Origin of the sequence: Wolbachia endosymbiont (group A) of Lasioglossum fulvicorne, from assembly GCF_964028605.1 — a bacterium.
Taxonomy (GTDB): Bacteria; Pseudomonadota; Alphaproteobacteria; order Rickettsiales; family Anaplasmataceae; genus Wolbachia.
Genome location: NZ_OZ034798.1, coordinates 1038824 through 1065351 on the forward strand (window position 1 = coordinate 1038824; position 26528 = coordinate 1065351).

Annotated in this window: 24 protein-coding genes and 9 pseudogenes; 12 read left to right on the forward strand and 21 right to left on the reverse strand. The window is 36.5% G+C overall.

Annotated elements, in window-relative coordinates:
• Nucleotides 1-14: 14 nt before the first annotated feature.
• Nucleotides 15-194, reverse strand: a complete 180-nt coding sequence (locus ABWU71_RS05700; RefSeq protein ID WP_353284259.1) for a hypothetical protein — start codon at nucleotides 192-194, stop codon at nucleotides 15-17.
• Nucleotides 195-216: 22 nt separating this feature from the next.
• Nucleotides 217-1076 (reverse strand): IS630 family transposase gene (locus ABWU71_RS05705; protein ID WP_353284260.1). Its coding sequence is split into 2 segments (ribosomal slippage): nucleotides 217-752 and nucleotides 752-1076, totalling 861 coding nucleotides; the frame shifts between segments, so codons are not numbered across the junction.
• A gap of 165 nt (nucleotides 1077-1241) precedes the next feature.
• Between ABWU71_RS05705 and ABWU71_RS05710 the strand changes: the two genes are divergently transcribed.
• A protein-coding gene (locus ABWU71_RS05710; protein WP_353284261.1) for an IS5 family transposase occupies nucleotides 1242-2034 on the forward strand; the annotation gives its coding sequence in 2 pieces (ribosomal slippage) (nucleotides 1242-1505 and nucleotides 1507-2034; 792 coding nt in all).
• A 506-nt stretch (nucleotides 2035-2540) separates the two neighbouring features.
• Here ABWU71_RS05710 and argS read toward each other — a convergent pair.
• The 3 genes and pseudogenes from argS to ABWU71_RS05725 form a co-directional block, all read right to left on the reverse strand.
• A complete protein-coding gene (argS, locus tag ABWU71_RS05715; protein WP_353284262.1) occupies nucleotides 2541-4247 on the reverse strand; it encodes an arginine--tRNA ligase in 1707 nt (568 codons plus the stop codon).
• A gap of 109 nt (nucleotides 4248-4356) precedes the next feature.
• A complete protein-coding gene (locus ABWU71_RS05720) occupies nucleotides 4357-4512 on the reverse strand; it encodes a hypothetical protein (RefSeq protein WP_353284263.1) in 156 nt (51 codons plus the stop codon).
• Nucleotides 4513-4552: 40 nt separating this feature from the next.
• Nucleotides 4553-4876, reverse strand: a pseudogene (locus ABWU71_RS05725) (transposase); the annotation flags it as partial.
• A 61-nt stretch (nucleotides 4877-4937) separates the two neighbouring features.
• Here ABWU71_RS05725 and ABWU71_RS05730 point away from each other — a divergent pair.
• Nucleotides 4938-5797, forward strand: a protein-coding gene (locus tag ABWU71_RS05730) for an IS630 family transposase (RefSeq protein WP_353284264.1) whose coding sequence is annotated in 2 segments (ribosomal slippage) — nucleotides 4938-5262 and nucleotides 5262-5797 — 861 coding nt in all. Because the reading frame shifts where the segments join, the coding sequence is not laid out codon by codon here.
• Nucleotides 5798-5825: 28 nt separating this feature from the next.
• On the opposite strand, the pseudogene ABWU71_RS05735 reads toward ABWU71_RS05730, so the two are convergent.
• Nucleotides 5826-6297: pseudogene (locus ABWU71_RS05735) on the reverse strand (IS5 family transposase); the annotation flags it as partial.
• Between the two features lie 62 nt (nucleotides 6298-6359).
• Between ABWU71_RS05735 and ABWU71_RS05740 the strand changes: the two are divergent.
• Nucleotides 6360-7148, forward strand: a pseudogene (locus ABWU71_RS05740) (hypothetical protein); the annotation flags it as partial.
• A 41-nt stretch (nucleotides 7149-7189) separates the two neighbouring features.
• Here ABWU71_RS05740 and ABWU71_RS05745 read toward each other — a convergent pair.
• Nucleotides 7190-7674, reverse strand: a pseudogene (locus tag ABWU71_RS05745) (IS630 family transposase); the annotation flags it as partial.
• Between the two features lie 59 nt (nucleotides 7675-7733).
• Between ABWU71_RS05745 and ABWU71_RS05750 the strand changes: the two are divergent.
• Nucleotides 7734-8526 (forward strand): IS5 family transposase gene (locus tag ABWU71_RS05750; RefSeq protein ID WP_353284152.1). Its coding sequence is split into 2 segments (ribosomal slippage): nucleotides 7734-7997 and nucleotides 7999-8526, totalling 792 coding nucleotides; the frame shifts between segments, so codons are not numbered across the junction.
• Between the two features lie 5 nt (nucleotides 8527-8531).
• On the opposite strand, the pseudogene ABWU71_RS05755 reads toward ABWU71_RS05750, so the two are convergent.
• A pseudogene (locus tag ABWU71_RS05755) lies at nucleotides 8532-8914 on the reverse strand (IS630 transposase-related protein); the annotation flags it as partial.
• A 492-nt stretch (nucleotides 8915-9406) separates the two neighbouring features.
• Here ABWU71_RS05755 and ABWU71_RS05760 point away from each other — a divergent pair.
• From ABWU71_RS05760 to ABWU71_RS05770, 3 genes are all read left to right on the forward strand, one after another.
• Nucleotides 9407-10591 carry a multidrug effflux MFS transporter gene (locus tag ABWU71_RS05760; protein ID WP_353284265.1) on the forward strand — a complete coding sequence of 395 codons (1185 nt, stop codon included), beginning with the start codon at nucleotides 9407-9409 and terminating at the stop codon, nucleotides 10589-10591.
• Between the two features lie 140 nt (nucleotides 10592-10731).
• Nucleotides 10732-11313, forward strand: coding sequence for an ankyrin repeat domain-containing protein (locus ABWU71_RS05765; RefSeq protein WP_353284266.1), 582 nt, complete (start codon nucleotides 10732-10734; stop codon nucleotides 11311-11313).
• 26 nt (nucleotides 11314-11339) lie between these two features.
• A protein-coding gene (locus tag ABWU71_RS05770; RefSeq protein ID WP_353284152.1) for an IS5 family transposase occupies nucleotides 11340-12132 on the forward strand; the annotation gives its coding sequence in 2 pieces (ribosomal slippage) (nucleotides 11340-11603 and nucleotides 11605-12132; 792 coding nt in all).
• On the opposite strand, the gene ABWU71_RS05775 is transcribed toward ABWU71_RS05770, so the two are convergent.
• Nucleotides 12104-12394 carry a helix-turn-helix domain-containing protein gene (locus ABWU71_RS05775; RefSeq protein WP_410530445.1) on the reverse strand — a complete coding sequence of 97 codons (291 nt, stop codon included), beginning with the start codon at nucleotides 12392-12394 and terminating at the stop codon, nucleotides 12104-12106. The two genes, ABWU71_RS05770 and ABWU71_RS05775, sit on opposite strands and share 29 nt — an antisense overlap.
• A 113-nt stretch (nucleotides 12395-12507) precedes the next feature.
• On the opposite strand from ABWU71_RS05775, the gene ABWU71_RS05780 reads away from it, so the two are divergent.
• The 3 genes and pseudogenes from ABWU71_RS05780 to ABWU71_RS05785 form a co-directional block, all read left to right on the forward strand.
• Nucleotides 12508-13440, forward strand: a complete 933-nt coding sequence (locus tag ABWU71_RS05780) for an Rpn family recombination-promoting nuclease/putative transposase (RefSeq protein ID WP_353284267.1) — start codon at nucleotides 12508-12510, stop codon at nucleotides 13438-13440.
• A 7-nt stretch (nucleotides 13441-13447) separates the two neighbouring features.
• Nucleotides 13448-13678: pseudogene (locus ABWU71_RS08070) on the forward strand (pyrimidine dimer DNA glycosylase/endonuclease V); the annotation flags it as partial.
• A 227-nt stretch (nucleotides 13679-13905) separates the two neighbouring features.
• A pseudogene (locus ABWU71_RS05785) lies at nucleotides 13906-14462 on the forward strand (IS630 transposase-related protein); the annotation flags it as partial.
• A 28-nt stretch (nucleotides 14463-14490) separates the two neighbouring features.
• Here ABWU71_RS05785 and ABWU71_RS05790 read toward each other — a convergent pair.
• The 3 genes from ABWU71_RS05790 to ABWU71_RS05800 form a co-directional block, all read right to left on the reverse strand.
• A protein-coding gene (locus ABWU71_RS05790; RefSeq protein WP_353284076.1) for an IS630 family transposase occupies nucleotides 14491-15350 on the reverse strand; the annotation gives its coding sequence in 2 pieces (ribosomal slippage) (nucleotides 14491-15026 and nucleotides 15026-15350; 861 coding nt in all).
• 709 nt (nucleotides 15351-16059) lie between these two features.
• Nucleotides 16060-16852, reverse strand: a protein-coding gene (locus ABWU71_RS05795; protein ID WP_265023453.1) for an IS5 family transposase whose coding sequence is annotated in 2 segments (ribosomal slippage) — nucleotides 16060-16587 and nucleotides 16589-16852 — 792 coding nt in all. Because the reading frame shifts where the segments join, the coding sequence is not laid out codon by codon here.
• Between the two features lie 344 nt (nucleotides 16853-17196).
• On the reverse strand, nucleotides 17197-18912 hold the full coding sequence (locus ABWU71_RS05800) for an ABC transporter ATP-binding protein (protein WP_353284268.1): 1716 nt from the start codon (nucleotides 18910-18912) through the stop codon (nucleotides 17197-17199).
• A 265-nt stretch (nucleotides 18913-19177) separates the two neighbouring features.
• On the opposite strand from ABWU71_RS05800, the gene ABWU71_RS05805 reads away from it, so the two are divergent.
• Nucleotides 19178-20041 carry an Rpn family recombination-promoting nuclease/putative transposase gene (locus ABWU71_RS05805; protein WP_353284269.1) on the forward strand — a complete coding sequence of 288 codons (864 nt, stop codon included), beginning with the start codon at nucleotides 19178-19180 and terminating at the stop codon, nucleotides 20039-20041.
• A gap of 194 nt (nucleotides 20042-20235) precedes the next feature.
• On the opposite strand, the gene ABWU71_RS05810 is transcribed toward ABWU71_RS05805, so the two are convergent.
• The 9 genes and pseudogenes from ABWU71_RS05810 to ABWU71_RS05850 form a co-directional block, all read right to left on the reverse strand.
• Complete coding sequence (locus ABWU71_RS05810; protein WP_353284270.1) at nucleotides 20236-21087, reverse strand: FtsW/RodA/SpoVE family cell cycle protein; 852 nt, start codon at nucleotides 21085-21087, stop codon at nucleotides 20236-20238.
• Nucleotides 21088-21102: 15 nt separating this feature from the next.
• Nucleotides 21103-21962, reverse strand: a protein-coding gene (locus ABWU71_RS05815; RefSeq protein WP_353284271.1) for an IS630 family transposase whose coding sequence is annotated in 2 segments (ribosomal slippage) — nucleotides 21103-21638 and nucleotides 21638-21962 — 861 coding nt in all. Because the reading frame shifts where the segments join, the coding sequence is not laid out codon by codon here.
• 33 nt (nucleotides 21963-21995) lie between these two features.
• A complete protein-coding gene (locus tag ABWU71_RS05820; protein WP_410530439.1) occupies nucleotides 21996-22130 on the reverse strand; it encodes an IS630 transposase-related protein in 135 nt (44 codons plus the stop codon).
• A 62-nt stretch (nucleotides 22131-22192) separates the two neighbouring features.
• Nucleotides 22193-22664: pseudogene (locus tag ABWU71_RS05825) on the reverse strand (IS5 family transposase); the annotation flags it as partial.
• Nucleotides 22665-22701: 37 nt separating this feature from the next.
• A protein-coding gene (locus tag ABWU71_RS05830; RefSeq protein ID WP_265023453.1) for an IS5 family transposase occupies nucleotides 22702-23494 on the reverse strand; the annotation gives its coding sequence in 2 pieces (ribosomal slippage) (nucleotides 22702-23229 and nucleotides 23231-23494; 792 coding nt in all).
• Between the two features lie 96 nt (nucleotides 23495-23590).
• A pseudogene (locus ABWU71_RS05835) lies at nucleotides 23591-23896 on the reverse strand (IS630 transposase-related protein); the annotation flags it as partial.
• Between the two features lie 397 nt (nucleotides 23897-24293).
• Nucleotides 24294-24608, reverse strand: coding sequence for an FtsB family cell division protein (locus ABWU71_RS05840; RefSeq protein ID WP_010962526.1), 315 nt, complete (start codon nucleotides 24606-24608; stop codon nucleotides 24294-24296).
• 49 nt (nucleotides 24609-24657) lie between these two features.
• The gene (ykgO, locus tag ABWU71_RS05845; protein ID WP_006279631.1) at nucleotides 24658-24786 is read right to left on the reverse strand and encodes a type B 50S ribosomal protein L36; all 129 of its coding nucleotides are present in this window, start codon (nucleotides 24784-24786) and stop codon (nucleotides 24658-24660) included.
• Between the two features lie 49 nt (nucleotides 24787-24835).
• Nucleotides 24836-25666 (reverse strand): pyruvate, water dikinase regulatory protein, encoded by an 831-nt coding sequence (locus tag ABWU71_RS05850; protein WP_353284272.1) that lies wholly within the window; start codon nucleotides 25664-25666, stop codon nucleotides 24836-24838.
• Between the two features lie 150 nt (nucleotides 25667-25816).
• Between ABWU71_RS05850 and ccmC the strand changes: the two genes are divergently transcribed.
• Entirely contained in the window at nucleotides 25817-26527 is a 711-nt protein-coding gene (ccmC, locus tag ABWU71_RS05855) for a heme ABC transporter permease CcmC (protein WP_353284916.1), read from the forward strand.
• Nucleotide 26528: the final 1 nt, after the last annotated feature.

The window sequence follows — 26528 nt, forward strand, 5'->3', positions numbered from 1 at the left end:
ATTCGCGGTATCTCTTAGCCGCTAACAAGCAGCGGGATGACGGTTGTCAGGCTAGTACCTTCTCTTGTCATCCCAGTGGCCTCCTTTCTCCTATCATCCCAGTAGCCTCCTTCTCCTGTCATCCCAGTGCCCTCTACCTTGTCATCCCAGTGCCCAGACACTTGTATCTGGGATCTATTTTGCATGTATAGCATTTCTCATAATAGTCCGAACAGGTCATAGGAAGGCAGAATCAACAGCACGACGAAAGGATTCGAATAGAGGAATGTTTTTCCTAGCTCTGTTTTTTATAGCAAACCAATGATGCTCAATTTTGTTGAAATCTGGAGAATACGGCGGCAGATACAAAATTTCTGCACCAACTCCTCTAGCAAGATCGATAATCTTACCAGACTTATGAAAAGTAGCATTGTCAAGAATGACAGTCTGTCCAGGTTCCAAGATCGGTGTCAAAAATTGCTCAAACCATCCATTAAAAACATCCATATTACAGTGGCCTTCAAAGGTTAATGGAGCAACTATCTTTCTTCTACTTAAGGCTGCAACCATACTGATTCGTTGAGTTTTCTTTCCAGATTTTAGGCCATAAAACCGCTGTCCTTTCTGGCAATACCCATATGGATAGTCCTCTGTGTTATCAATGCCAGACTCATCTATATAAACTAAGTTTTCTGGTTCTTTTGTTGCTATAATTTTTAAGAATTCAGCACGTTTTTCTTCGTTTCTTTCCTTGTATCCATATGTCTTTTTTTGCGCGTAAATCCAATTTTTCTGAGAGCTCGGTGGATCGTTTGGATACTAACGTTGCCCCAAAGTTTAGCCATTTCCGACAGAGTCTTTCCTCCGTTTTCTCTGGCAAATTTAGCAAAGGCATCCCAGTCGGTGATTTTGTGATTGTAACCTCCATTTCCAAGTTTTTTTGATTGAAAGTCTCCTGTTTCTTTTCTTCTTTGCTGCCACTCCCATAAAGTAGTTCGTCCAATTTTAAATCTTGCTGCCACTGTTTCTCTGCTTCCTCCCTCCTCTAGCGCTTCCATTGCTTTTTTCCTTAAGTCATAACTATATGCTGCTGGCACTCAACCTCCTTATCATCGTCTATCCTTATCTTATCACATCCGGACTTCTATGAAAAGAGCTATAACTCCAATTGTGTTTTGGCATAAAACGCGACGCGTATTAGAACCTGTACATGATCTCAAGAAAGGAATAAACTAAGAGATAATATATATAAGTTAGGATATATGAGGAGTTTATACCCAAGTGATATAAGTCGGGAAAGATTTGAGATTATGTTACCAGATCTAGAGTCCTGTAGAAAAAAAACAAAACCAAGAAAACTTGATTTGTATGATGTATTTTGTGGAGTGTTATACGTTCTGAAAAGCGGTTTTCAGTGGAGAATGCTACCAAAAGAGTTTCCAAAATGGCGCAATTGTTACGACTATTTTAAGAAGTGGAGTGAAAAACCAGATGCAGATAAAGAAAGTGTTCTGGAGCTGGTGTTAAAAAAAAATAGTTGGCGTGGTCCGACAAAACAATGGTCGGAAAGAAAAAACCAGCTTCTGCATAATTGATGCACAGAGTGTAAAAAATGCAGATACTGCTGAAGAAAAAGGCTATGATGCAGGCAAAAAGATTTCAGGAATAAAACTCCATATTGCAGTAGATACGCAAGGTTTGCCCCATGCAATTTATATAACAACAGCAGAGATAACTGACCGTAGCAGTGCTGTGAGAATGGTCGAAAATGCAAAAGAAAACCTCTCGGGAGTTAAAAATGTACTGGTTGATGCAGGCTATACTGGAGAGAATTTTGCAACTCAAATAAAAACGATTATTGGTGCAACCGTTGAAGTGATAAAAAGAAATGAATTACATTCCTTTGTTGTATTGCCCAAAAGATGGGTTGTGGAGCGATCTTTTGCTTGGTTAGAAAAATGTAGAAGATTGTGGAAAAATTGTGAGCGAAAACTCAATACTAGCCTACAAATGGTCGTTCTGGCTTTCACTGCCTTACTTCTGAAAAGATTATGAACAGGCTCTCATTAGTAATAAGACAAATTAAAAATAGCCCTTTTGCCTGTAATTGCGGAGTTTAAGCAAATTCATAATATGTCCTATTTGTCTTCCCAATAACGAAGATTGGTATAAGCATAAAAGTAGCCGTTTTATGTTAAAATACAACATTTTGATGATTATGAAAAAGCTGGATCCCAGTGTCTGGGCACTGGAATGACACCATCATAAGGTGAATCTGGATCCAAGTAGTCTGGGCACTGGGATGACACCTCCGTGCACTGCCTTCATAAAGGAACCAGTGTCAGCTACTTGGATAACAGCTAGCCTGACATCGTCGTCCCGCTATGTGTTAGCGGGATCTATGCTAATGCCCTTTTATTCTTTCAATTATGTTATTTCCATTTAAATCTGTCTGTTCCGCAACTTCAGTGAATACAGTTGAATAATCGATAAAACTGATCTTCATAACTTTACCCTACTTCAATAATATTTTGATCATTACATATTGTAACAAAAAAAAATCAACTCATTTCTTCCAAAGGCTCTATATTGAAGATAGAAAGTCCAGAAGCGATGACGTGTGCTAAGGCCTGCACGAGAAACATTCTTGCAGCGGTGAGGTTTAAGTTGTCTTCCAGTATGAAACGCATGTTTAAATCACTCTTGCCATACCCCCATAAAACGTGAAACGCTTCTGCAACTTCAAGTAAGTAGAAAGTAATTCTGTGTGGCTCACAAAGCCTTGCTGCAATTTCTACCACATCTGGCCACTTTGCTAAGGTTTTTATGAGGAAGAGCTCCCCATCGGTTTTTAAAAGTGAAGGATCTGCTGTTGGGAGCTCTTTTGGAGCATTACGCATTAACGAATGAGCACGAGCATGCGCATATTGCACGTAAAAAATAGGGTTGTCTTTTGATTGTTCTTTAACTTTAGCAAAATCAAAGTCCAAGACCATATCATTCTTGCGTGTTAGCATTATAAAACGAGTTATGTCCCTGCCAACTTCTTCCACTACATCTCTTGCTGTGAGGAAGTTTCCTGATCTTTTGGACATCTTAACAGGTTTGCCGTTCTCGAAAAAATTCACAATATTATGCAGTTTTACCTCTATTTTTGCTTGATCATCACTGAGCGCAGAGACGACTGCTTTGAGCCTTTTGACATAACCGCCGTGGTCACTACCAAGCTCTACGATCATATTGTTAAAACCACGTAATATCTTATCAAAATGGTAAGCGATATCCGAGGCAAAATAAGTCCAACTGCCGTCCTCTTTCTTCAATGCGCGGTCAACGTCATCACCAAATTTTGTAGAGCGAAATAACATTTCTTTTCTGGAAGTCCAATTTTCGCTTTCTTTGCCTTTTGGTTTCTCCAGGTACCCTTCATACACTAGACCCTTGTCAGACAATATCTTTATACTCTCTTCGATTTTGCCACTTTTTTGCAGCTCATACTCTGAAGTAAAAACATCATGATTTACTCCAAGTAAGTTCATGTCTTCCTTTATGAGTTCTAAGATAGAACTTAAAGTATAGTCTCTAATTATCTGATTATCTTGCTTTTTTAGAAGCTCCTTGCCGTATTTTTTGGCCAGCTCCTCCCCTATCGGTTTTAAATATTCACCTGGATATAAACCTTTTTCGATGCTGATTTTTTCTCCCAGAGCTTCCTTATACCGCAAATATACTGACTTTATTAGTGTATCTATCTGCGCTCCAGCATCATTAATATAGTATTCCTTAGTAACTTTATAACCAACTTTTTTCAATAAATTTGCCAGAACGTCACCAAATACTGCCCCTCTTGCATGACCAATATGCAGTGGACCAGTTGGATTTGCGGATACAAACTCAACATTGATCGCCTGATTGTTTCCAATATCTAGAGTGCCAAACTCTGTTTTTAGCTCATTTATTTGTTTTAAGATCCCATGCCATACTTCTATTTTTAAGTGCATGTTGATGAAACCAGGGCCTGCTATTTCCACTTTTGCAACTTCATCAAAAGGTTTAAATTCTCTTGCTAAGATCCCTGCAATCTCAACTAAATTACTCTTTTCATGCTTTGCAAGCACTATGGCAACGTTTGTGTAAATATCTCCATGCGCTCTATTGCTTGGAGGCTCTACGATAAAGTTTGTTGCATTCGTGCTTATAACACCCCTTTGCTTCAACTCATTTAATTTACTGGAAATTAGAGAGGAAACCTGCTTGAAAATGTTCATTAACTAAAAAGCTATAAAATCTGTAGCAGTATAGTGGATAAATGGGGGAAGTTGAAGGGTTATCTTAACTATTTTACCTTCAAATGATCCAGGAAAGTTATAGTTTATATTAAGTCGTTGCCGTAACCATGGTAAGAGAAAGCCATACTTTCGCTGTGATCATCGTTACCAGCATCAGGATCTTTAACATCATCAGGATCTTTAACATCATCAGGATCTTTAACATCATCGGGCTCTTTAACATCATCAGGTTCTTTAACACCATCAGGTTCTTTCTCTTTCTTCAGTTCATTCTTAGAGCCTGTTCATAATCTTTTCAGAAGTAAGGCAGTGAAAGCCAGAACGACCATTTGTAGGCTAGTATTGAGTTTTCGCTCACAATTTTTCCACAATCTTCTACATTTTTCTAACCAAGCAAAAGATCGCTCCACAACCCATCTTTTGGGCAATACAACAAAGGAATGTAATTCATTTCTTTTTATCACTTCAACGGTTGCACCAATAATCGTTTTTATTTGAGTTGCAAAATTCTCTCCAGTATAGCCTGCATCAACCAGTACATTTTTAACTCCCGAGAGGTTTTCTTTTGCATTTTCGACCATTCTCACAGCACTGCTACGGTCAGTTATAGCTCTTTTCATAGAAGTCCGGATGTGATAAGATAAGGATAGACGATGATAAGGAGGTTGAGTGCCAGCAGCATATAGTTATGACTTAAGGAAAAAAGCAATGGAAGCGCTAGAGGAGGGAGGAAGCAGAGAAACAGTGGCAGCAAGATTTAAAATTGGACGAACTACTTTATGGGAGTGGCAGCAAAGAAGAAAAGAAACAGGAGACTTTCAATCAAAAAAACTTGGAAATGGAGGTTACAATCACAAAATTACCGACTGGGATGCCTTTGCTAAATTTGCCAGAGAAAACGGAGGAAAGACTCTGTCGGAAATGGCTAAACTTTGGGGCAACGTTAGTATCCAAACGATCCACCGAGCTCTCAGAAAAATTGGATTTACGCGCAAAAAAAGACATATGGATACAAGGAAAGAAACGAAGAAAAACGTGCTGAATTCTTAAAAATTATAGCAACAAAAGAACCAGAAAACTTAGTTTATATAGATGAGTCTGGCATTGATAACACAGAGGACTATCCATATGGGTATTGCCAGAAAGGACAGCGGTTTTATGGCCTAAAATCTGGAAAGAAAACTCAACGAATCAGTATGGTTGCAGCCTTAAGTAGAAGAAAGATAGTTGCTCCATTAACCTTTGAAGGCCACTGTAATATGGATGTTTTTAATGGATGGTTTGAAAAATTTTTGACACCGATCTTGGAACCTGGACAGACTGTCATTCTTGACAATGCTACTTTTCATAAGTCTGGTAAGATTATCGAGCTTGCTAGAGGAGTTGGTGCAGAAATTTTGTATCTGCCGCCGTATTCTCCAGATTTCAACAAAATTGAGCATCATTGGTTTGCTATAAAAAACAGAGCTAGGAAAAACATTCCTCTATTCGAATCCTTTCGTCGTGCTGTTGATTCTGCCTTCCTATGACCTGTTCGGACTATTATGAGAAATGCTATATCTCTGCTGTTGTTATATAAATTGCATGGGGCAAACCTTGCGTATCTACTGCAATATGGAGTTTTATTCCTGAAATCTTTTTGCCTGCATCATAGCCTTTTTCTTCAGCAGTATCTGCATTTTTTACACTCTGTGCATCAATTATGCAGAAGCTGGTTTTTTCTTTCCGACCATTGTTTTGTCGGACCACGCCAACTATTTTTTTTTAACACCAGCTCCAGAACACTTTCTTTATCTGCATCTGGTTTTTCACTCCACTTCTTAAAATAGTCGTAACAATTGCGCCATTTTGGAAACTCTTTTGGTAGCATTCTCCACTGACAACCGCTTTTCAGAACGTATAACACTCCACAAAATACATCATACAAATCAAGTTTCCTTGGTTTTGTTTTTTTTCTACAGGACTCTAGATCTGGTAACATAATCTCAAATCTTTCCCGACTTATATCACTTGGGTATAAACTCCTCATATATCCTAACTTATATATATTATCTCTTAGTTTATTCCTTTCTTGAGATCATGTACAGGTTCTTAGACGGTGAGAAAAAGCATACGGTGAGAATTATGAAAACGAAATTTGAAAGCATGTCCATTCAAGTAAGCGGTGTTAGTTATGATCGCTCTATATACAAGCTCTCTTTTCCTTCAACAAGGTCACTTATGCTGAAGGAATACCCTCCTTCTCACATCAGCAAAACCATCATAGAAATGATAGATTTACCGCATATTAAAGGTAATAACGCAAGCTTTACTTTAGTAGGTGAGGAAAAGAATTGGAAGGGAGCAACGCTCTTTATTTCGGGCGACGATAAGGATTATAAGCCTATTGCAAGCACAAATAAGCAGTCTACTTGCGGATATGTAATGGAATCTACTGACGAGGAGCTTATAGTAGTGTTACGTTTTGGTGTATTGAGTTCTTCATATAACCATTATTTAAGTGGGAAACTAGCAATTTATCATGTTGTCATTCCAGCGCTTGACCATATTTCTCCTGGATCCCAGTGTCTGGGCACTGGGATGACAGAAGAGGGTTTTACAAGCACTAACGTTAGTACTATAAATGTAAGCAATTTAGCACTGGTTGGAAAAGAGGTAATAAAATTCCAGAGAGCTGAACTTATAAATAAAAATAAATATAAGCTTAGCAACCTAATCAGAGGACAAGAAGGAACTAAAGAGACCGCAGGTGAAAAATTTGTTCTACTTGATGATTCAATAATATCTTTCGAAGTGCAAAGAGGAAAAAAGTTTTACCTAAAAGCAGTGACTTATGGTGATTCATTGGATAACACGGAAGCAAAGGTCCTGAACAATTGATGTTCAGTATTTATAGCATTTCTCATAATAGTCCGAACAGGTCATAGGAAGGCAGAATCAACAGCACGACGAAAGGATTCGAATAGAGGAATGTTTTTCCTAGCTCTGTTTTTTATAGCAAACCAATGATGCTCAATTTTGTTGAAATCTGGAGAATACGGCGGCAGATACAAAATTTCTGCACCAACTCCTCTAGCAAGCTCGATAATCTTACCAGACTTATGAAAAGTAGCATTGTCAAGAATGACAGTCTGTCCAGGTTCCAAGATCGGTGTCAAAAATTGCTCAAACCATCCATTAAAAACATCCATATTACAGTGGCCTTCAAAGGTTAATGAGCAACTATCTTTCTTCTACTTAAGGCTGCAACCATACTGATTCGTTGAGTTTTCTTTCCAGATTTTAGGCCATAAAACCGCTGTCCTTTCTGGCAATACCCATATGGATAGTCCTCTGTGTTATCAATGCCAGACTCATCTATATAAACTAAGTTTTCTGGTTCTTTTGTTGCTATAATTTTTAAGAACCTGTACATGATCTCAAGAAAGGAATAAACTAAGAGATAATATATATAAGTTAGGATATATGAGGAGTTTATACCCAAGTGATATAAGTCGGGAAAGATTTGAGATTATGTTACCAGATCTAGAGTCCTGTAGAAAAAAAACAAAACCAAGGAAACTTGATTTGTATGATGTATTTTGTGGAGTGTTATACGTTCTGAAAAGCGGTTGTCAGTGGAGAATGCTACCAAAAGAGTTTCCAAAATGGCGCAATTGTTACGACTATTTTAAGAAGTGGAGTGAAAAACCAGATGCAGATAAAGAAAGTGTTCTGGAGCTGGTGTTAAAAAAAAATAGTTGGCGTGGTCCGACAAAACAATGGTCGGAAAGAAAAAACCAGCTTCTGCATAATTGATGCACAGAGTGTAAAAAATGCAGATACTGCTGAAGAAAAAGGCTATGATGCAGGCAAAAATATTTCAGGAATAAAACGCCATATTGCAGTAGATACGCAAGGTTTGCCCCATGCAATTTATATAACAACAGCAGAGATAACTGACCGTAGCAGTGCTGTGAGAATGGTCGAAAATGCAAAAGAAAACCTCTCGGGAGTTAAAAATGTACTGGTTGATGCAGGCTATACTGGAGAGAATTTTGCAACTCAAATAAAAACGATTATTGGTGCAACCGTTGAAGTGATAAAAAGAAATGAATTACATTCCTTTGTTGTATTGCCCAAAAGATGGGTTGTGGAGCGATCTTTTGCTTGGTTAGAAAAATGTAGAAGATTGTGGAAAAATTGTGAGCGAAAACTCAATACTAGCCTACAAATGGTCGTTCTGGCTTTCACTGCCTTACTTCTGAAAAGATTATGAACAGGCTCTAAGAGTTCAGCACGTTTTTCTTCGTTTCTTTCCTTGTATCCATATGTCTTTTTTTGCGCGTAAATCCAATTTTTCTGAGAGCTCGGTGGATCGTTTGGATACTAACGTTGCCCCAAAGTTTAGCCATTTCCGACAGAGTCTTTCCTCCGTTTTCTCTGGCAAATTTAGCAAAGGCATCCCAGTCGGTAATTTTGTGATTGTAACCTCCATTTCCAAGTTTTTTTGATTGAAAGTCTCCTGTTTCTTTTCTTCTTTGCTGCCACTCCCATAAAGTAGTTCGTCCAATTTTAAATCTTGCTGCCACTGTTTCTCTGCTTCCTCCCTCCTCTAGCGCTTCCATTGCTTTTTTCCTTAAGTCATAACTATATGCTGCTGGCACTCAACCTCCTTATCATCGTCTATCCTTATCTTATCACATCCGGACTTCTATGAAAAGAGCTATAAACTTAAACTTGAATAATCAAAGATAAGATATTGAAATTCGTGCTTTTTATGATTTTAGCTTAAGATTCCAGTGTCAAAGCACATAACTGTACGAACATTGTGATTTGAATCCACTAGGAGGGTGTCATCTAAGTAGCCTCCTTCTCCTGTCATCCCAGTGCCATGACTACTTGGATCCAGAAACTTAATTGCAAGTAAGTAAACTGCTTTGATGAAATTGTATAATGGAAACTAGATCCCAGTTTCAAGCTACTTGGATGACACCCTACTGGATAGAGCCTTCACAGGCTTTTTCTCGAATAGCTACTCTTAATTTCAGTAGTTAAATTAATATACTAATGAAAAAAATACATTATAATTAAGTATATTTAATCCAGTAAATCATTAAGTGAAAACAGCTCTTTCGCAAAATATCATCTCTCTTATTATGATATTGTCTGTAGCAATTGTCGATATGGCAACTGACCTATACTCAGTTGCACTACCAAGCATTGCCAATTATTTTAAAGTAGAAGGCAGTGTAGTGCAGCTTACAATTAGCTTAAATCTAGTTGGATTTGCGGTATCTGGATTAATTTATGGTCCATTATCGGACCATTATGGTAGGCGTCCAATGATGCTGATTGGTATGACAATTTTTACTTTGGCAAGTGTCATGTGTTATATAGCCGACAGTATTGCGCTCTTGATACTAATTCGCTTCATACAAGGAACAGGGGCTGGTGTTGCAGGTGTTGTTGGGTATGCAGCAATAAGGGATATGTACTCGGGTAGTGAATACTCGAGAGTAATTTCAAAATTAAATATGGTTGTGGCACTCTCACCTGGAATAGCTCCAGTGGTGGGCAGTTATATAATTTCACATGGTTATCATTGGAAATTTTTGTTTTTTATTATGTCACTTGCAGCAATTGCTATGCTTATTTTTATCTACTTTAAGTTACAAGAAACGCTCACTGTGAATAAAAATGAAACCAGTATAACTAACATAACTACTAATATCTTCAAGCAATATATATCAATATTTAGAAATTATCGTTTCCTTGGGTTTTCAGCCATTCATGGATTAACTTTCATGTGGCTTTGGGCATACATTGCTAACTATCCTTTCATATTTGAATCAATGGGCATTGAAGTACAGTATTTTGGCTACCTCATATTGATCATAGTCATATTTTACATAATTGGAACTTTAATTAATAGAAGGTATGTACCAAAAATAGGGGTTAGCAAAATGCTAATAATAGGTTTGGTGTTACCGATAATATCCGATAGTTTATTGGTATATTTTTATTTCGCGGACAGGTTGAATATATTCATTCTTCAAGTTGCCTGGATTCCAGCTAATATCGGACTTGCATTAGTAATCAGCAATAATGTAACCTCTGCTTTAGAAACGATCAAAGGTATAGGGCTTGGTAGTGCAGTTCTCTCATTCTGCAATATGATGTTTGGGGCTATTGGAATATATATAGTAGGAAAATTTTTTCGCTATGGTATTTTACCAAATTTACTATTAACAATAGCATGCTCTACAATTGCGATTCTTATGTACAGCCGACTCAAATGTACTGAAAAACACGGGCATTATTTGCGTGATCCAGGAACATAGAGCTCATGGGTTATTAATGACTTTATCATGATAATATAATTTTACAGGGGGTGAGAGCTCATAGATTATTAACGACTTTATCATAACAATATAGTTTTACAAAGAGGTGTAGGATGAGTAGTTCACAAAGTATAGATGATTTGTTTCAGGCTGCTAAAAGAGGTGATATTAATGAAGTAAAACGTCTAATAAGTGAAGGAGCAGATGTTAATATAGTTGAAGATTTGCATACTCCTTTATATTGGGCTGCTAAAAATGGTCATTTTAATATAGTAGAAGTTCTATTAGATAATGGAGCATATGTTGATGGTGTCAATTATTCTATGGAACGTGATGTGTTGACTCTATTACAAGAAAAAGAAGCTGAATATTGCAAGAGCTCTTTACATCTGGCTGCTAGGCTTGGCAAGTTGGAAGCAGTAGAAGGTCTATTAGAGAAAAAAGCAAACGTTAATGCACAAAATGATACAGGAAAGACTCCTTTACACGTTGCTGCTGAACATGACCATAAAGAAGTAGTAGAAGCTCTACTGAAAGTAGAAGGGATCAATGTTAATGCACAAGATGGATATGGCAGTACTCCTTTACATTTGGCTGCTAAAATGGGCCATACAGAGATAGTAAAAGATCTATTAGACAAAGGGGCAAATGTTAATGCAGAGGATGAAGAGGGAAACACTCCCTTAGAACCTGTACATGATCTCAAGAAAGGAATAAACTAAGAGATAATATATATAAGTTAGGATATATGAGGAGTTTATACCCAAGTGATATAAGTCGGGAAAGATTTGAGATTATGTTACCAGATCTAGAGTCCTGTAGAAAAAAAACAAAACCAAGGAAACTTGATTTGTATGATGTATTTTGTGGAGTGTTATACGTTCTGAAAAGCGGTTGTCAGTGGAGAATGCTACCAAAAGAGTTTCCAAAATGGCGCAATTGTTACGACTATTTTAAGAAGTGGAGTGAAAAACCAGATGCAGATAAAGAAAGTGTTCTGGAGCTGGTGTTAAAAAAAAATAGTTGGCGTGGTCCGACAAAACAATGGTCGGAAAGAAAAAACCAGCTTCTGCATAATTGATGCACAGAGTGTAAAAAATGCAGATACTGCTGAAGAAAAAGGCTATGATGCAGGCAAAAATATTTCAGGAATAAAACGCCATATTGCAGTAGATACGCAAGGTTTGCCCCATGCAATTTATATAACAACAGCAGAGATAACTGACCGTAGCAGTGCTGTGAGAATGGTCGAAAATGCAAAAGAAAACCTCTCGGGAGTTAAAAATGTACTGGTTGATGCAGGCTATACTGGAGAGAATTTTGCAACTCAAATAAAAACGATTATTGGTGCAACCGTTGAAGTGATAAAAAGAAATGAATTACATTCCTTTGTTGTATTGCCCAAAAGATGGGTTGTGGAGCGATCTTTTGCTTGGTTAGAAAAATGTAGAAGATTGTGGAAAAATTGTGAGCGAAAACTCAATACTAGCCTACAAATGGTCGTTCTGGCTTTCACTGCCTTACTTCTGAAAAGATTATGAACAGGCTCTTAGCTTTGTCGAAACAATTACTTTCTTTTAGTACTTTTCGTCTTGGAAAGAGATTTCTAATAGGAATTGATAACGCTTCGGCTATAACTTTTAGCTTTTCAGTTGGAATGCCACATGTTCCTTGCTCGTATCTTATCAGTGTATGATAGTTTATTCCTGCCTTGTCTGCTAAGTTTTTCAGGGTATATTTTCGTTTTAACCTCCAGCTCCTTACTTTTTGTGCTATCTGATACCTTATTGAAATATTTGCCATAAATATTATATAGGTTAATACTACCAAGTAAAGATATACAAAATGTTTGCATTTTAGTTGAATATTTCTACAGAATTGTGTATAATAATTGATGCTTTTTATCTTACTTTCTCGTGGCTCTTTCTAAGTTTCTTGATGCACGCAATGATTATGCCTTTAAAAGAATATTTGGCACTGAAAAGAATAAAGATATCCTTATTCATTTCTTGAACGATATTTTAGGCTTTACTGGTTTAGCTGCTATTCACGATGTTGAATTCTTAGCTACTATTTTAGACCCTGAAATTGCCGCTAAAAAGCAGAGTATTGTTGATGTTCTTTGTAAAGACTCTCAAGGTTCAAGATATATTATAGAAATGCAATTCACTAAGACCAAAGGCTTCGAAAAACGTGCTCAATATTATGCTGCCAAAGCCTACTCAAGTCAAGCTGATCAAGGTGATAACTACCATAATCTCAAGGAAATTATCTTCATAGCCGTTGCTGATTGTATTATTTTTCCAGATAAAGCTGAGTACAAATCTAATCATGTCATTTTAGATCAAAATAGCTTTGAACATGACTTAAAGGATTTTTACTTCGTATTCATAGAACTGCCAAAATTTACAAAGACAAAAGAAGACCAACTAGAAAATATAGTAGAAAAATGGTGTTACTTTTTTCGCTATGCAGGAGAAACAAGGGAAGAGGATCTAGATAAGATAGTTGGTAGTGACGTAATAATAAAACGAGCTTATGAAGAGATGAATAAGTTTAATTGGTCAGAAGAAGAGTTACTAGCATATGAACAAATGAAAAAACGCATAATGGATGAGATTGCTGCTTTTGCTCAAAAATTTGATGAAGGTGTTAGAGTAGGTCATGAAAAAGGTAGACAAGAAGGTATCCTAATCGGTCATGAAAAAGGCAGAGAAGAGGGTGAGAAGCAAGCCAAAATAGCAGTCGCAAAGAATCTACTTAAAGCAGGAGTTTCTATTGATATCATAGCTCAAACTACTGGTCTTACAGTTAACGAAGTCAAAGACTTATCTGATTTTATCTTTTGACACCTAGATGAACATCTTTGTACTAGATAAAGACCCAGCAATTGCAGCACAAATGTTATGCGATAAGCATATAGTGAAAATGCTATTAGAAACTGCTCAATTACCTAGTAGTGTTTTTCAATTGCATTAAAAGCGCCAAATCCCTGTTCTTTATGGGCTAAAAGGGAATTTTAATTGGTTGATAAAGCATGGAAGAGAGTTGTGCAAAGAGTATACTTGGCGATACAAAAGAACGCATAATTAGATTTGAGCTAAATCATTAAAATCTCCACTCTTTTAACTAAGTCTGATCAAATTTAAAAACGGCAGTTTATTGAATACTTTACATGGTTAAACCATTAAAACTCTTCAATTTTACTGAATTGATGGTAATTTCAAGGTATTTGCTGCTCAAATTTAGATATAGCTCTTTTCATAGAAGTCCGGATGTGATAAGGTAAGGATAGACGATGATAAGGAGGTTGAGTGCCAGCAGCATATAGTTATGACTTAAGGAAAAAAGCAATGGAAGCGCTAGAGGAGGGAGGAAGCAGAGAAACAGTGGCAGCAAGATTTAAAATTGGACGAACTACTTTATGGGAGTGGCAGCAAAGAAGAAAAGAAACAGGAGACTTTCAATCAAAAAAACTTGGAAATGGAGGTTACAATCACAAAATTACCGACTGGGATGCCTTTGCTAAATTTGCCAGAGAAAACGGAGGAAAGACTCTGTCGGAAATGGCTAAACTTTGGGGCAACGTTAGTATCCAAACGATCCACCGAGCTCTCAGAAAAATTGGATTTACGCGCAAAAAAAGACATATGGATACAAGGAAAGAAACGAAGAAAAACGTGCTGAATTCTTAAAAATTATAGCAACAAAAGAACCAGAAAACTTAGTTTATATAGATGAGTCTGGCATTGATAACACAGAGGACTATCCATATGGGTATTGCCAGAAAGGACAGCGGTTTTATGGCCTAAAATCTGGAAAGAAAACTCAACGAATCAGTATGGTTGCAGCCTTAAGTAGAAGAAAGATATAGCATTTCTCATAATAGTCCGAACAGGTCATAGGAAGGCAGAATCAACAGCACGACGAAAGGATTCGAATAGAGGAATGTTTTTCCTAGCTCTGTTTTTTATAGCAAACCAATGATGCTCAATTTTGTTGAAATCTGGAGAATACGGCGGCAGATACAAAATTTCTGCACCAACTCCTCTAGCAAGCTCGATAATCTTACCAGACTTATGAAAAGTAGCATTGTCAAGAATGACAGTCTGTCCAGGTTCCAAGATCGGTGTCAAAAATTGCTCAAACCATCCATTAAAAACATCCATATTACAGTGGCCTTCAAAGGTTAATGGAGCAACTATCTTTCTTCTACTTAAGGCTGCAACCATACTGATTCGTTGAGTTTTCTTTCCAGATTTTAGGCCATAAAACCGCTGTCCTTTCTGGCAATACCCATATGGATAGTCCTCTGTGTTATCAATGCCAGACTCATCTATATAAACTAAGTTTTCTGGTTCTTTTGTTGCTATAATTTTTAAGAATTCAGCACGTTTTTCTTCGTTTCTTTCCTTGTATCCATATGTCTTTTTTTGCGCGTAAATCCAATTTTTCTGAGAGCTCGGTGGATCGTTTGGATACTAACGTTGCCCCAAAGTTTAGCCATTTCCGACAGAGTCTTTCCTCCGTTTTCTCTGGCAAATTTAGCAAAGGCATCCCAGTCGGTAATTTTGTGATTGTAACCTCCATTTCCAAGTTTTTTTGATTGAAAGTCTCCTGTTTCTTTTCTTCTTTGCTGCCACTCCCATAAAGTAGTTCGTCCAATTTTAAATCTTGCTGCCACTGTTTCTCTGCTTCCTCCCTCCTCTAGCGCTTCCATTGCTTTTTTCCTTAAGTCATAACTATATGCTGCTGGCACTCAACCTCCTTATCATCGTCTATCCTTATCTTATCACATCCGGACTTCTATGAAAAGAGCTATATTATGAGAGTGAACGTTGTACAGTTGTGAAATTGAATAGTGAGTCATAAAAAATCCTAAAAAAAATAACTATTATGTTATTGTATAATAAAATAATTAACAATTTAATAATTTTAAGATTAAAATTGGCATGCCCAAAGTCCTCTTTTCAGCCGTTATACAAGTAATATAGCTAACCCAAGAAAGGTTTCCCTACATCATACCGCCACGGCGCTAACTAGTAGCGGAATGACGGTTTTTCAAATTGTAGGTAAACCTAAGCCACTTTAGCTATAGATATTAGAGTTTAGAAATTTTACTATGAGCAGAATAATGATAAGATTCCAAGAAGGAGCTGTCAGTAGTCAAATTAGTTGTGTTGCTGAAATAAATTTTTGTAGAACTGCTATAGCCACTGCGAATAACAACTTGCTTATCCTCTCAAGCAAAATGTGAAACACATGGGTTGAATAACACCCATGTGCCCTTGGAAGCACGTATAGCTAGACACGCGTTTATGAGTTGTTTAAAAAACGATCTTCTAACAAAAAAACCCAAATCCATCATAAGGATTGTGGCATGTATCATGGTAATTATGACACATATCAAAATGGTTATGACATGGATTAATAACATAAGGTCCCTGTGCAGGCGTATAAGAGCCTGTTCATAATCTTTTCAGAAGTAAGGCAGTGAAAGCCAGAACGACCATTTGTAGGCTAGTATTGAGTTTTCGCTCACAATTTTTCCACAATCTTCTACATTTTTCTAACCAAGCAAAAGATCGCTCCACAACCCATCTTTTGGGCAATACAACAAAGGAATGTAATTCATTTCTTTTTATCACTTCAACGGTTGCACCAATAATCGTTTTTATTTGAGTTGCAAAATTCTCTCCAGTATAGCCTGCATCAACCAGTACATTTTTAACTCCCGAGAGGTTTTCTTTTGCATTTTCGACCATTCTCACAGCACTGCTACGGTCAGTTATCTCTGCTGTTGTTATATAAATTGCATGGGGCAAACCTTGCGTATCTACTGCAATATGGCGTTTTATTCCTGAAATCTTTTTGCCTGCATCATAGCCTTTTTCTTCAGCAGTATCTGCATTTTTTACACTCTGTGCATCAATTATGCAGAAGCTGGTTTTTTCTTTCCGACCATTGTTTTGTCGGACCACGCCAACTATTTTTTTTTAACACCAGCTCCAGAACACTTTCTTTATCTGCATCTGGTTTTTCACTCCACTTCTTAAAATAGTCGTAACAATTGCGCCATTTTGGAAACTCTTTTGGTAGCATTCTCCACTGACAACCGCTTTTCAGAACGTATAACACTCCACAAAATACATCATACAAATCAAGTTTCCTTGGTTTTGTTTTTTTTCTACAGGACTCTAGATCTGGTAACATAATCTCAAATCTTTCCCGACTTATATCACTTGGGTATAAACTCCTCATATATCCTAACTTATATATATTATCTCTTAGTTTATTCCTTTCTTGAGATCATGTACAGGTTCTAAGGCGTACACACTGGTAAAGTTGGTACTGGCAAGTTAGAAGCTGTACATGGATTAATAACATAAGGTCCATGTGCAGACGTATAAGGCGTATACACTGGTAAAGTTGGTCCTGGCAAGTTAGAAGCTGTACATGGTAGTTTTGGTAAATTACTGTAATTATAAATCATAATGATCCTTAAAAAAATACTATGAGATGATTATAAATCAAAATAATTAAAAATTTAATAACTTTAATTATAAATCTAGCATATTAACTAACGATATGATTTAAATTTTCTTTCAATTCCACTGTATCTTCGCCAGTTTTGCATATAGCCCGTCTTTACTCATTAGAGAGTCATGAGTTCCTACTTCTTCTACTTTTCCATGATTAATTACTATAATCTTGTCAGTTTTAAGTGCGGTTGATAGTCTGTGTGTAATTACGATCGTTGTTCTGTTTTGCATTAACTTGCTCAATGCTTTTTGCACGAGGTTCTCACTTTTATAATCAAGGGCAGAGGTTGCTTCATCCAGTATTAAAACCTGAGGGTTTTTGAGTATGGCTCTTGCTATTATAATACGTTGTTTTTGTCCTTCAGAAAGTTTTAATCCTCTTTTTCCTACAAATGTATCAAATTTATCAGGCAGCTTATCAATAAATTCCATCGCATAAGCGCTGATAGCTGCTTGCTTCACTTCCTCATATTCAGCACCCGGTTTGCCATATAGTATATTTTCCATTATTGAGCAAGAAAATATCATATGATCTTGTGGCACTAAGCCAAACAACGATCTGAGGTCATTTAGCGCAATTGACTTAATATTGTGCCCATCGATAGTAATGCTACCTTTGTTTGGATCATGAAAACGGAGCAGAAGCTTTAAAATGGTGCTTTTACCACTGCCAGATGGTCCAACAATTGATACTGTTTGACCTGCCTCTATAGAAAATGATACGTTATTTAATGCTGGCTTATCAGACTGAGATTCATAAAAAAATGTTACGCCATTAAACGAAATTTCTTTTTGAACACTACAAATTTTTATAGGATCATCGGGATCTGCTATAGAGCTTTTCGTATTTTTAAATTCAAATAAACGCTCTACTATTCCAAGACCTCGTTGTAAATCACTGATATTATCGCTCAAATTACTTATAGCTCCTGCTGCAAGCGCTGAATAAAACACAAATGAGGAGAGTTTTCCAATAGTTATATTATTGCTTAAGACCTCTTTAATACCAAAAAAGAGCAAAACAACTAGTGAACCTATCACACACGTGATAACTAGAGTTACTAGAATAGCACGCAAGAGTACCAATTTTACGTATGATTTTGATACTGAGTTTAAATACTCCTTAAAACGGGTTTTTTCATTTTCTTCGAGTACAAACGATTTGATAGTCACTATAGATCTAAAATTTTCCTCACTAAATGACGCAAGCTCACTTAATTTATCCTGGGCAAAGCGTGCATAGCTACGCACTTTTTTTCCAAGTGAGGTCATGATAATGAGTAGTACAGGTATTATTGCGGCTGCATACGCAGTTAGTTGTATATTTGTATATAATAACATGGCAACACTACCAATAAGAATCACAAAATTTCGTAATATTGTTAGTAAGCTGCTGTTTATCATTGATTGCAGCACAGATGTATCAGTAACTAACGCTGAGATAACATCTTGTACGCCTGTGTTCTCAAAGAAACTTGGTTGCAAGTTAGTGATACTGCTATATAAGTCATATCTGATTCTTGCGATAACTTTCTCGCTGCCAATGCCAATGAAATATAACCGAGTAAATGCAGTGAGAGAAATGGCTAAAACTATAAGTATTGCAACTAATAGTTTGGTAGTAAAATCGTGCTCTGTGCCAGAATCAATTATATTGTTTAAGCCTCTGCCAAAGAGGAGGATCGTTAAAGCTGAAAATAAAACTGCAATAAAAGCTATGATGAAATAAGATAGATTAGGCTTTATATAGTAAAATAACTGCCTAATATTAGATCGCATCGTATTTTAAAGTTTCTAAAGTTAAGTATATAGATTCTAGTTTCAGGGGAAAGGGAAAAGGTGTAGCACAATAGCTAACGTCATACCGCGAATGAATCGCGGTATGACGTTTCGCGGCGGTATGACGATAAGGTTTATACTTCGCCATTCCGTTAATAAGTTGGCAGCGGTATGACGTAGGGCTGTGTTAGCTATACTTAAAAATATGGTTGAATAGTTGTTAATAATAGTGTATAGTTATTAATTTTTTCTCAGTATTTTTACTATGGCTCTTTCAAAATTTCTCGATCCAAAATTAGACCTAACCTTCAAGAAAATCTTTGGCACTGAAAAAAATAAGAATATTCTTATCCATTTTTTGAATGATATTTTAGGATGTACTGAAGTCAATACTATACAAGAAGTAGAATTCTTAAGCACCATTATGGACCCTGAAATTGCTTCTGATAAACAAAGCATTGTTGATGTTCTTTGCAGGGATTCTAGTGGAAACAGGTATATAATTGAGATGCAGCTCACTCGTGATAAAGGCTTTGAAAAACGTGCACAACTTTATGCTGCTAAGGCTTACTCAAGACAAGCTGATAAATCTGGTAAATACGTTGATTTAAAGAAGATTTTCTTTATCGCGATTTCAAATTGTACCTTATTCCCTGATAAGCTTGACTATATATCTAGCCATACCATAAGAGATGAGAAAACCAATGAGCATGACTTAAAAGATTTTCAATTTATCTTCATAGAGCTGCCAAAATTTCCTAAGAGTAGAGAAGAACAACTAGAAAGTGTAGTAGACCGTTGGCTATTTTTTTTCAAATATGCAGATGAAACAACGGACGAATATCTCAGAAAAATTGCGAAAAAATCACCAATAATAAAGCTAGCATATGATGAATTAGATAAGTTTCACTGGAATGAAAAAGATCTAGTAGCTTATGAAGAAAGAATAATGGATCTGCGCAAAGAAGAAGCCATTCTTGAATACAGACTTGATCCTGCTAAAGAGGAAGGTAGAAAAGAAAGGGAAATTGAAGTTGCAAAAACAATGCTAGTCAATAGTATTGATGTTAACACTATTGTCAAGTGTACTGGCCTTTCCATGAGTGAGATCAAAGAATTGCAGAATTAAGTGTGAATGGTTACGAAAAATATAAGTTTTTGCGATAAACGACATAGTGACGTATTTGTTGTTCAGCATGTCAGTGGAATATTTTCTGAAAAATTTCCACATAACTCTTTCAGATTTCATAATATCTCTTGCCACTCATCTGAACAGATACCCATTTTGGAGGGATACCAATAATAGTTGTAAGCGGTACAAGTTTAGTCCATATACCTTCCAAGCATAACACGCTCACGAAACTTTAATGCGATAGCTTGGTTTCTACTGAAAGACAGCATTATGCCAAGTGCGATGCTCGAAGATAAAAGAGAAGAACCACCATAGCTAAGTAACGGCAGGGTTATGCCGGTGGTAGGAAAAACACTCAATGTTACCCCTATGTTTATTATGAATTGTGTGATGAATTGCATTGAGATACCGAGAATCACTAACAGATTAAATAATTCATTTTCTCTATATACAACGTAAAGCAAGCGGGCAGAAATGATACCAAATAACATCAATGTGGCTAAGCACGTAATCAAACCAAATTCTTCTGCTAAAACAGAAAACACAAAATCTGTATGACAATCAGGAAGAGAGGCTTTTACGCTACCTTCACCAGGTCCAACTCCAGTTAATTGACCTCTTTTGAATGCTTCTAATGATTTTGTGACTTGAAAGTTATCGCGCTGCGTAAAAAAGACAAAATTGTAAATCCTTTGCTTTATATGTGGGAGGCATAAGTAAGCTATTGTAGTTCCAGTTGTGGCCATTCCTATTATGCATAGAAAGTATAAAAATGGTATACATGCAATAAACATTTGACCAATAAAAGAATATGTTAAAAGCATGGACATACTGAAATCAGGTTGCAAAAGTAACAACACAAAAACTAACAGAAATATTATGATTGATATGTGCATTTTAAACCTCATTTCGCTGGCCAAGATACTAGCTATAACAACAGAAAAAAATGGCCTTACGAACTCAGATGGTTGAACTGAAATTTTGACAATATGTAACCATCGTTTCGCACCTTTTACCTCTATACCAAGTATAGCATTTCTCATAATAGTCCGAACAGGTCATAGGAAGGCAGAATCAACAGCACGACGAAAGGATTCGAATAGAGGAATGTTTTTCCTAGCTCTGTTTTTTATAGCAAACCAATGATGCTCAATTTTGTTGAAATCTGGAGAATACGGCGGCAGATACAAAATTTCTGCACCAACTCCTCTAGCAAGCTCGATAATCTTACCAGACTTATGAAAAGTAGCATTGTCAAGAATGACAGTCTGTCCAGGTTCCAAGATCGGTGTCAAAAATTGCTCAAACCATCCATTAAAAACATCCATATTACAGTGGCCTTCAAAGGTTAATGGAGCAACTATCTTTCTTCTACTTAAGGCTGCAACCATACTGATTCGTTGAGTTTTCTTTCCAGATTTTAGGCCATAAAACCGCTGTCCTTTCTGGCAATACCCATATGGATAGTCCTCTGTGTTATCAATGCCAGACTCATCTATATAAACTAAGTTTTCTGGTTCTTTTGTTGCTATAATTTTTAAGAATTCAGCACGTTTTTCTTCGTTTCTTTCCTTGTATCCATATGTCTTTTTTTGCGCGTAAATCCAATTTTTCTGAGAGCTCGGTGGATCGTTTGGATACTAACTTTGCCCCAAAGTTTAGCCATTTCCGACAGAGTCTTTCCTCCGTTTTCTCTGGCAAATTTAGCAAAGGCATCCCAGTCGGTAATTTTGTGATTGTAACCTCCATTTCCAAGTTTTTTTGATTGAAAGTCTCCTGTTTCTTTTCTTCTTTGCTGCCACTCCCATAAAGTAGTTCGTCCAATTTTAAATCTTGCTGCCACTGTTTCTCTGCTTCCTCCCTCCTCTAGCGCTTCCATTGCTTTTTTCCTTAAGTCATAACTATATGCTGCTGGCACTCAACCTCCTTATCATCGTCTATCCTTATCTTATCACATCCGGACTTCTATGAAAAGAGCTATAGTTCGTCCAATTTTAAATCTTGCTGCCACTGTTTCTCTGCTTCCTCCCTCCTCTAGCGCTTCCATTGCTTTTTTCCTTAAGTCATAACTATATGCTGCTGGCACTCAACCTCCTTACCATCGTCTATCCTTATCTTATCACATCCGGACTTCTATGAAAAGAGCTATATCTCTGCTATTGTTATATAAATTGCATGGGGCAAACCTTGCGTATCTACTGCAATATGGCGTTTTATTCCTGAAATCTTTTTGCCTGCATCATAGCCTTTTTCTTCAGCAGTATCTGCATTTTTTACACTCTGTGCATCAATTATGCAGAAGCTGGTTTTTTCTTTCCGACCATTGTTTTGTCGGACCACGCCAACTATTTTTTTTTAACACCAGCTCCAGAACACTTTCTTTATCTGCATCTGGTTTTTCACTCCACTTCTTAAAATAGTCGTAACAATTGCGCCATTTTGGAAACTCTTTTGGTAGCATTCTCCACTGACAACCGCTTTTCAGAACGTATAACACTCCACAAAATACATCATACAAATCAAGTTTCCTTGGTTTTGTTTTTTTTCTACAGGACTCTAGATCTGGTAACATAATCTCAAATCTTTCCCGACTTATATCACTTGGGTATAAACTCCTCATATATCCTAACTTATATATATTATCTCTTAGAGCCTGTTCATAATCTTTTCAGAAGTAAGGCAGTGAAAGCCAGAACGACCATTTGTAGGCTAGTATTGAGTTTTCGCTCACAATTTTTCCACAATCTTCTACATTTTTCTAACCAAGCAAAAGATCGCTCCACAACCCATCTTTTGGGCAATACAACAAAGGAATGTAATTCATTTCTTTTTATCACTTCAACGGTTGCACCAATAATCGTTTTTATTTGAGTTGCAAAATTCTCTCCAGTATAGCCTGCATCAACCAGTACATTTTTAACTCCCGAGAGGTTTTCTTTTGCATTTTCGACCATTCTCACAGCACTGCTACGGTCAGTTATCTCTGCTGTTGTTATATAAATTGCATGGGGCAAACCTTGCGTATCTACTGCAATATGGCGTTTTATTCCTGAAATCTTTTTGCCTGCATCATAGCCTTTTTCTTCAGCAGTATCTGCATTTTTTACACTCTGTGCATCAATTATGCAGAAGCTGGTTTTTTCTTTCCGACCATTGTTTTGTCGGACCACGCCAACTATTTTTTTTTAACACCAGCTCCAGAACACTTTCTTTATCTGCATCTGGTTTTTCACTCCACTTCTTAAAATAGTCGTAACAATTGCGCCATTTTGGAAACTCTTTTGGTAGCATTCTCCACTGACAACCGCTTTTCAGAACGTATAACACTCCACAAAATACATCATACAAATCAAGTTTTCTTGGTTTTGTTTTTTTTCTACAGGACTCTAGATCTGGTAACATAATCTCAAATCTTTCCCGACTTATATCACTTGGGTATAAACTCCTCATATATCCTAACTTATATATATTATCTCTTAGTTTATTCCTTTCTTGAGATCATGTACAGGTTCTTAGTTTATTCCTTTCTTGAGATCATGTACAGGTTCTGAGAGCTCGGTGGATCGTTTGGATACTAACGTTGCCCCAAAGTTTAGCCATTTCCGACAGAGTCTTTCCTCCGTTTTCTCTGGCAAATTTAGCAAAGGCATCCCAGTCGGTAATTTTGTGATTGTAACCTCCATTTCCAAGTTTTTTTGATTGAAAGTCTCCTGTTTCTTTTCTTCTCTGCTGCCACTCCCATAAAGTAGTTCGTCCAATTTTAAATCTTGCTGCCACTGTTTCTCTGCTTCCTCCCTCCTCTAGCGCTTCCATTGCTTTTTTCCTTAAGTCATAACTATATGCTGCTGGCACTCAACCTCCTTATCATCGTCTATCCTTATCTTATCACATCCGGACTTCTATGAAAAGAGCTATATATTTTTAATTTGTAGAATAAGGTTTTTTCCTTTTTGCATATTTCACCTAAAAAGGACACATTTTAGACTTCTTTGTTGAAATAAAACAGAAACAAAAGTGCTGTTTATTACAGTTTTTGGGTAATTTAATGCTAAAAATTTTAGAGAGAAATTTTATACACAATCTCTGACATTTTTCCTTAAGTTGACGCCATTGTCTGTTCAGCTAAGCGGTGTGAGAGACAATATAGCTAAACTGACTTAGATTTACCGACAATTTGAAAAACCGTCATCCCGCTACGTGTTAGCGCCGCGGCGGTATGACGTAGGGAGATCTGATCTGTTCTACACTGCTATTCCACGTCAAGAACAACCATAAGTTCATTAGGGTTCACATAACCTAAAGCATTTTTTGCTTGCTCATCAAGCAGATCTAAATCTAAGCTTTTTTCATATAAGCCAAATACTTTATTGTCCAACTTTTCCTTTTCAGAAGAGACATCCTTTAGCAAAAGTTTATTGTACTCGATTTCTTTTTTTAAGTCTATTAGCGTCAATAAGCCACGTTTACCTGTAATTGTGCTAATGCTGAAATATAATGTAAGAGAAGAAATGAGTAAGGCTGCGCTTAAACACAGTAACTTTTGCTTCTTTTTAGATATAAGCACCGTACTTTCACATATAAAAAATATATAACATGAAAAGGTGAACAAAAAGCTAAGAACCTTGACGCGCTTTACACCTTGGCTTTACCTTATTTATAATGTAAATCTTACCACCCCTTTTCACAACCTTACAATTTTTATCTCTGTTACGATGAGACTTTAGCGACCCTTTGACTTTCATATCTATAGTAAGAATTAAATTACCTCACATTATAATCACTTATCAAGAGTTAGTCAATTGATAACATTTTATTAAAATATTGTATAATTGTTGCTGATACTTCTTCGATTGACTTTTGCGTGACATCAATAATTGGCCAGTTATTCTGCTTAAATAGTTCCTCTGCTTCTTTAATTTCCTTTTCTACTTTCTCAGGGTTAGCATATATATTATTATCTTCGTTGTTAATTGAAGTAAGTCTATTTTTGCGTATTTCTATTAGCCTACTTACGTCTATTGTTACCCCTACCGTTAGTTTATTTTTTAATTTTGCCAAGTCAACATAAAATGGTACTCCACTAACAAAAGGAATATTTGCAACCTTATAGCCTCGGTAAGCTAAATACGTACTGGTGGGAGATTTTGATGTACGTGAAACTCCAACCAAAATTATATCTGCTTTATCAATATCTTGAATATTTTGTCCATCATCATGATTAATAGTGTAGTTTATTGCCTCAATGCGCTGAAAATATTCGTTATTTATCTCAGTATGCAAGTCAAGCTTTTCGTCTTTTTCAATTTCAAGATAGGACGAAATTTCTCTAATAATATGTGATAATATTGCTCTATAGGGAATTTTCAACTTTATACAGTTATCTTTTAGATATTTTCTTAGCTCATCATCAGTAATAGTGCATATAACAAAATTATGCTCATCACTTTTCCTATTAATTTCCTCCAGAATTTTGTCAATCTGCTCTTCTCCTTTTGCAAAAGACCAAACATATTCGATCGTTTCTATAGAACGAAAGTGTTTCAGAGCTGATTTTGCAACTGATATAACAGTTTCACCACTTGAATCTGATACTAAGTGTAGATTAAGCTTTTTAATGGTCATGTTTTATATAGTGTTATACTAAAAATAATGGCTAGCAATCTGCTACTGAAATTATGCTAATTTGTTGACCTGCGTAAATATAGAAAAACTATCCTGTTGATAAAACTCAAACTAATTGGTAAATTCTTAACACAATTATTCTCAAAACGAATGTTTTTATTAAAGCCTACAAATTTCTCTTATTTTTCTAAGAAAGCTCTACCTTGGCTTGGGGTTATTTGTTTCGTATGTTTTTTAATTGGAATGTCTTTGGCGTTACTCTTCTCCCCAGAAGATTATAAACAAGGAGAAATTGTACGAATCATGTACATTCATGTGCCTTCTGCATGGCTTGCTCTTGGAATATATGGATTAATTGCATCACTCAGTTTCATTTCATTGGTGTGGAACAATAGCATTGCTAGTGTCTTGGCACATGCTGCTGCTCCTGCAGGGACAGTCTTTTCGGCAATATGTTTAATCACAGGCAGCATTTGGGGAAAAGGAACCTGGGGCACTTGGTGGGTATGGGATGCAAGGCTTACTTCAATGCTGATTTTATTTTTCCTATATGTTGGCTACCTTTCATTGTGGAGTGCTTTTGATAATGAAGCGAGGGCAGAAAAATCAGCAGCAGTATTTGCCATCTTTAGTGCTATAAATATTCCTATAGTAAAATTTTCCGTGAATTTATGGTCTACTCTCCATCAGCCAGCAAGTATTCTAAGAAGAGGTGGAATAGCAATAGAAAGTTCTTTGCTGTTGCCACTCATTGTAATGTTTATGTTTTGTGCCACATTTTTTTTGGTAGTGTGGATACTGTATTCACTTCATTTGATTAATTCGTACAAAATAAAAAGAGAAATCAGTATGCGGTATTAGG

Excerpts from the sequence above, each read along its gene's own strand:
- ccmC (WP_353284916.1), top strand. The coding sequence starts at position 25,817 with ATGTTTTTATTAAAGCCTACAAATTTCTCTTATTTTTCTAAGAAAGCT.
- ABWU71_RS05850 (WP_353284272.1), bottom strand. The coding sequence starts at position 25,666 with ATGACCATTAAAAAGCTTAATCTACACTTAGTATCAGATTCAAGTGGT.
- ABWU71_RS05810 (WP_353284270.1), bottom strand. The coding sequence starts at position 21,087 with ATGAGAAATGCTATACTTGGTATAGAGGTAAAAGGTGCGAAACGATGG.
- ABWU71_RS05760 (WP_353284265.1), top strand. The coding sequence starts at position 9,407 with ATGATATTGTCTGTAGCAATTGTCGATATGGCAACTGACCTATACTCA.
- ABWU71_RS05800 (WP_353284268.1), bottom strand. The coding sequence starts at position 18,912 with ATGCGATCTAATATTAGGCAGTTATTTTACTATATAAAGCCTAATCTA.
- ykgO (WP_006279631.1), bottom strand. The coding sequence starts at position 24,786 with ATGAAAGTCAAAGGGTCGCTAAAGTCTCATCGTAACAGAGATAAAAAT.
- ABWU71_RS05700 (WP_353284259.1), bottom strand. The coding sequence starts at position 194 with ATGCTATACATGCAAAATAGATCCCAGATACAAGTGTCTGGGCACTGG.
- ABWU71_RS05805 (WP_353284269.1), top strand. The coding sequence starts at position 19,178 with ATGGCTCTTTCAAAATTTCTCGATCCAAAATTAGACCTAACCTTCAAG.
- argS (WP_353284262.1), bottom strand. The coding sequence starts at position 4,247 with ATGAACATTTTCAAGCAGGTTTCCTCTCTAATTTCCAGTAAATTAAAT.
- ABWU71_RS05720 (WP_353284263.1), bottom strand. The coding sequence starts at position 4,512 with ATGGTGTTAAAGAACCTGATGATGTTAAAGAGCCCGATGATGTTAAAG.
- ABWU71_RS05775 (WP_410530445.1), bottom strand. The coding sequence starts at position 12,394 with ATGGCAAATATTTCAATAAGGTATCAGATAGCACAAAAAGTAAGGAGC.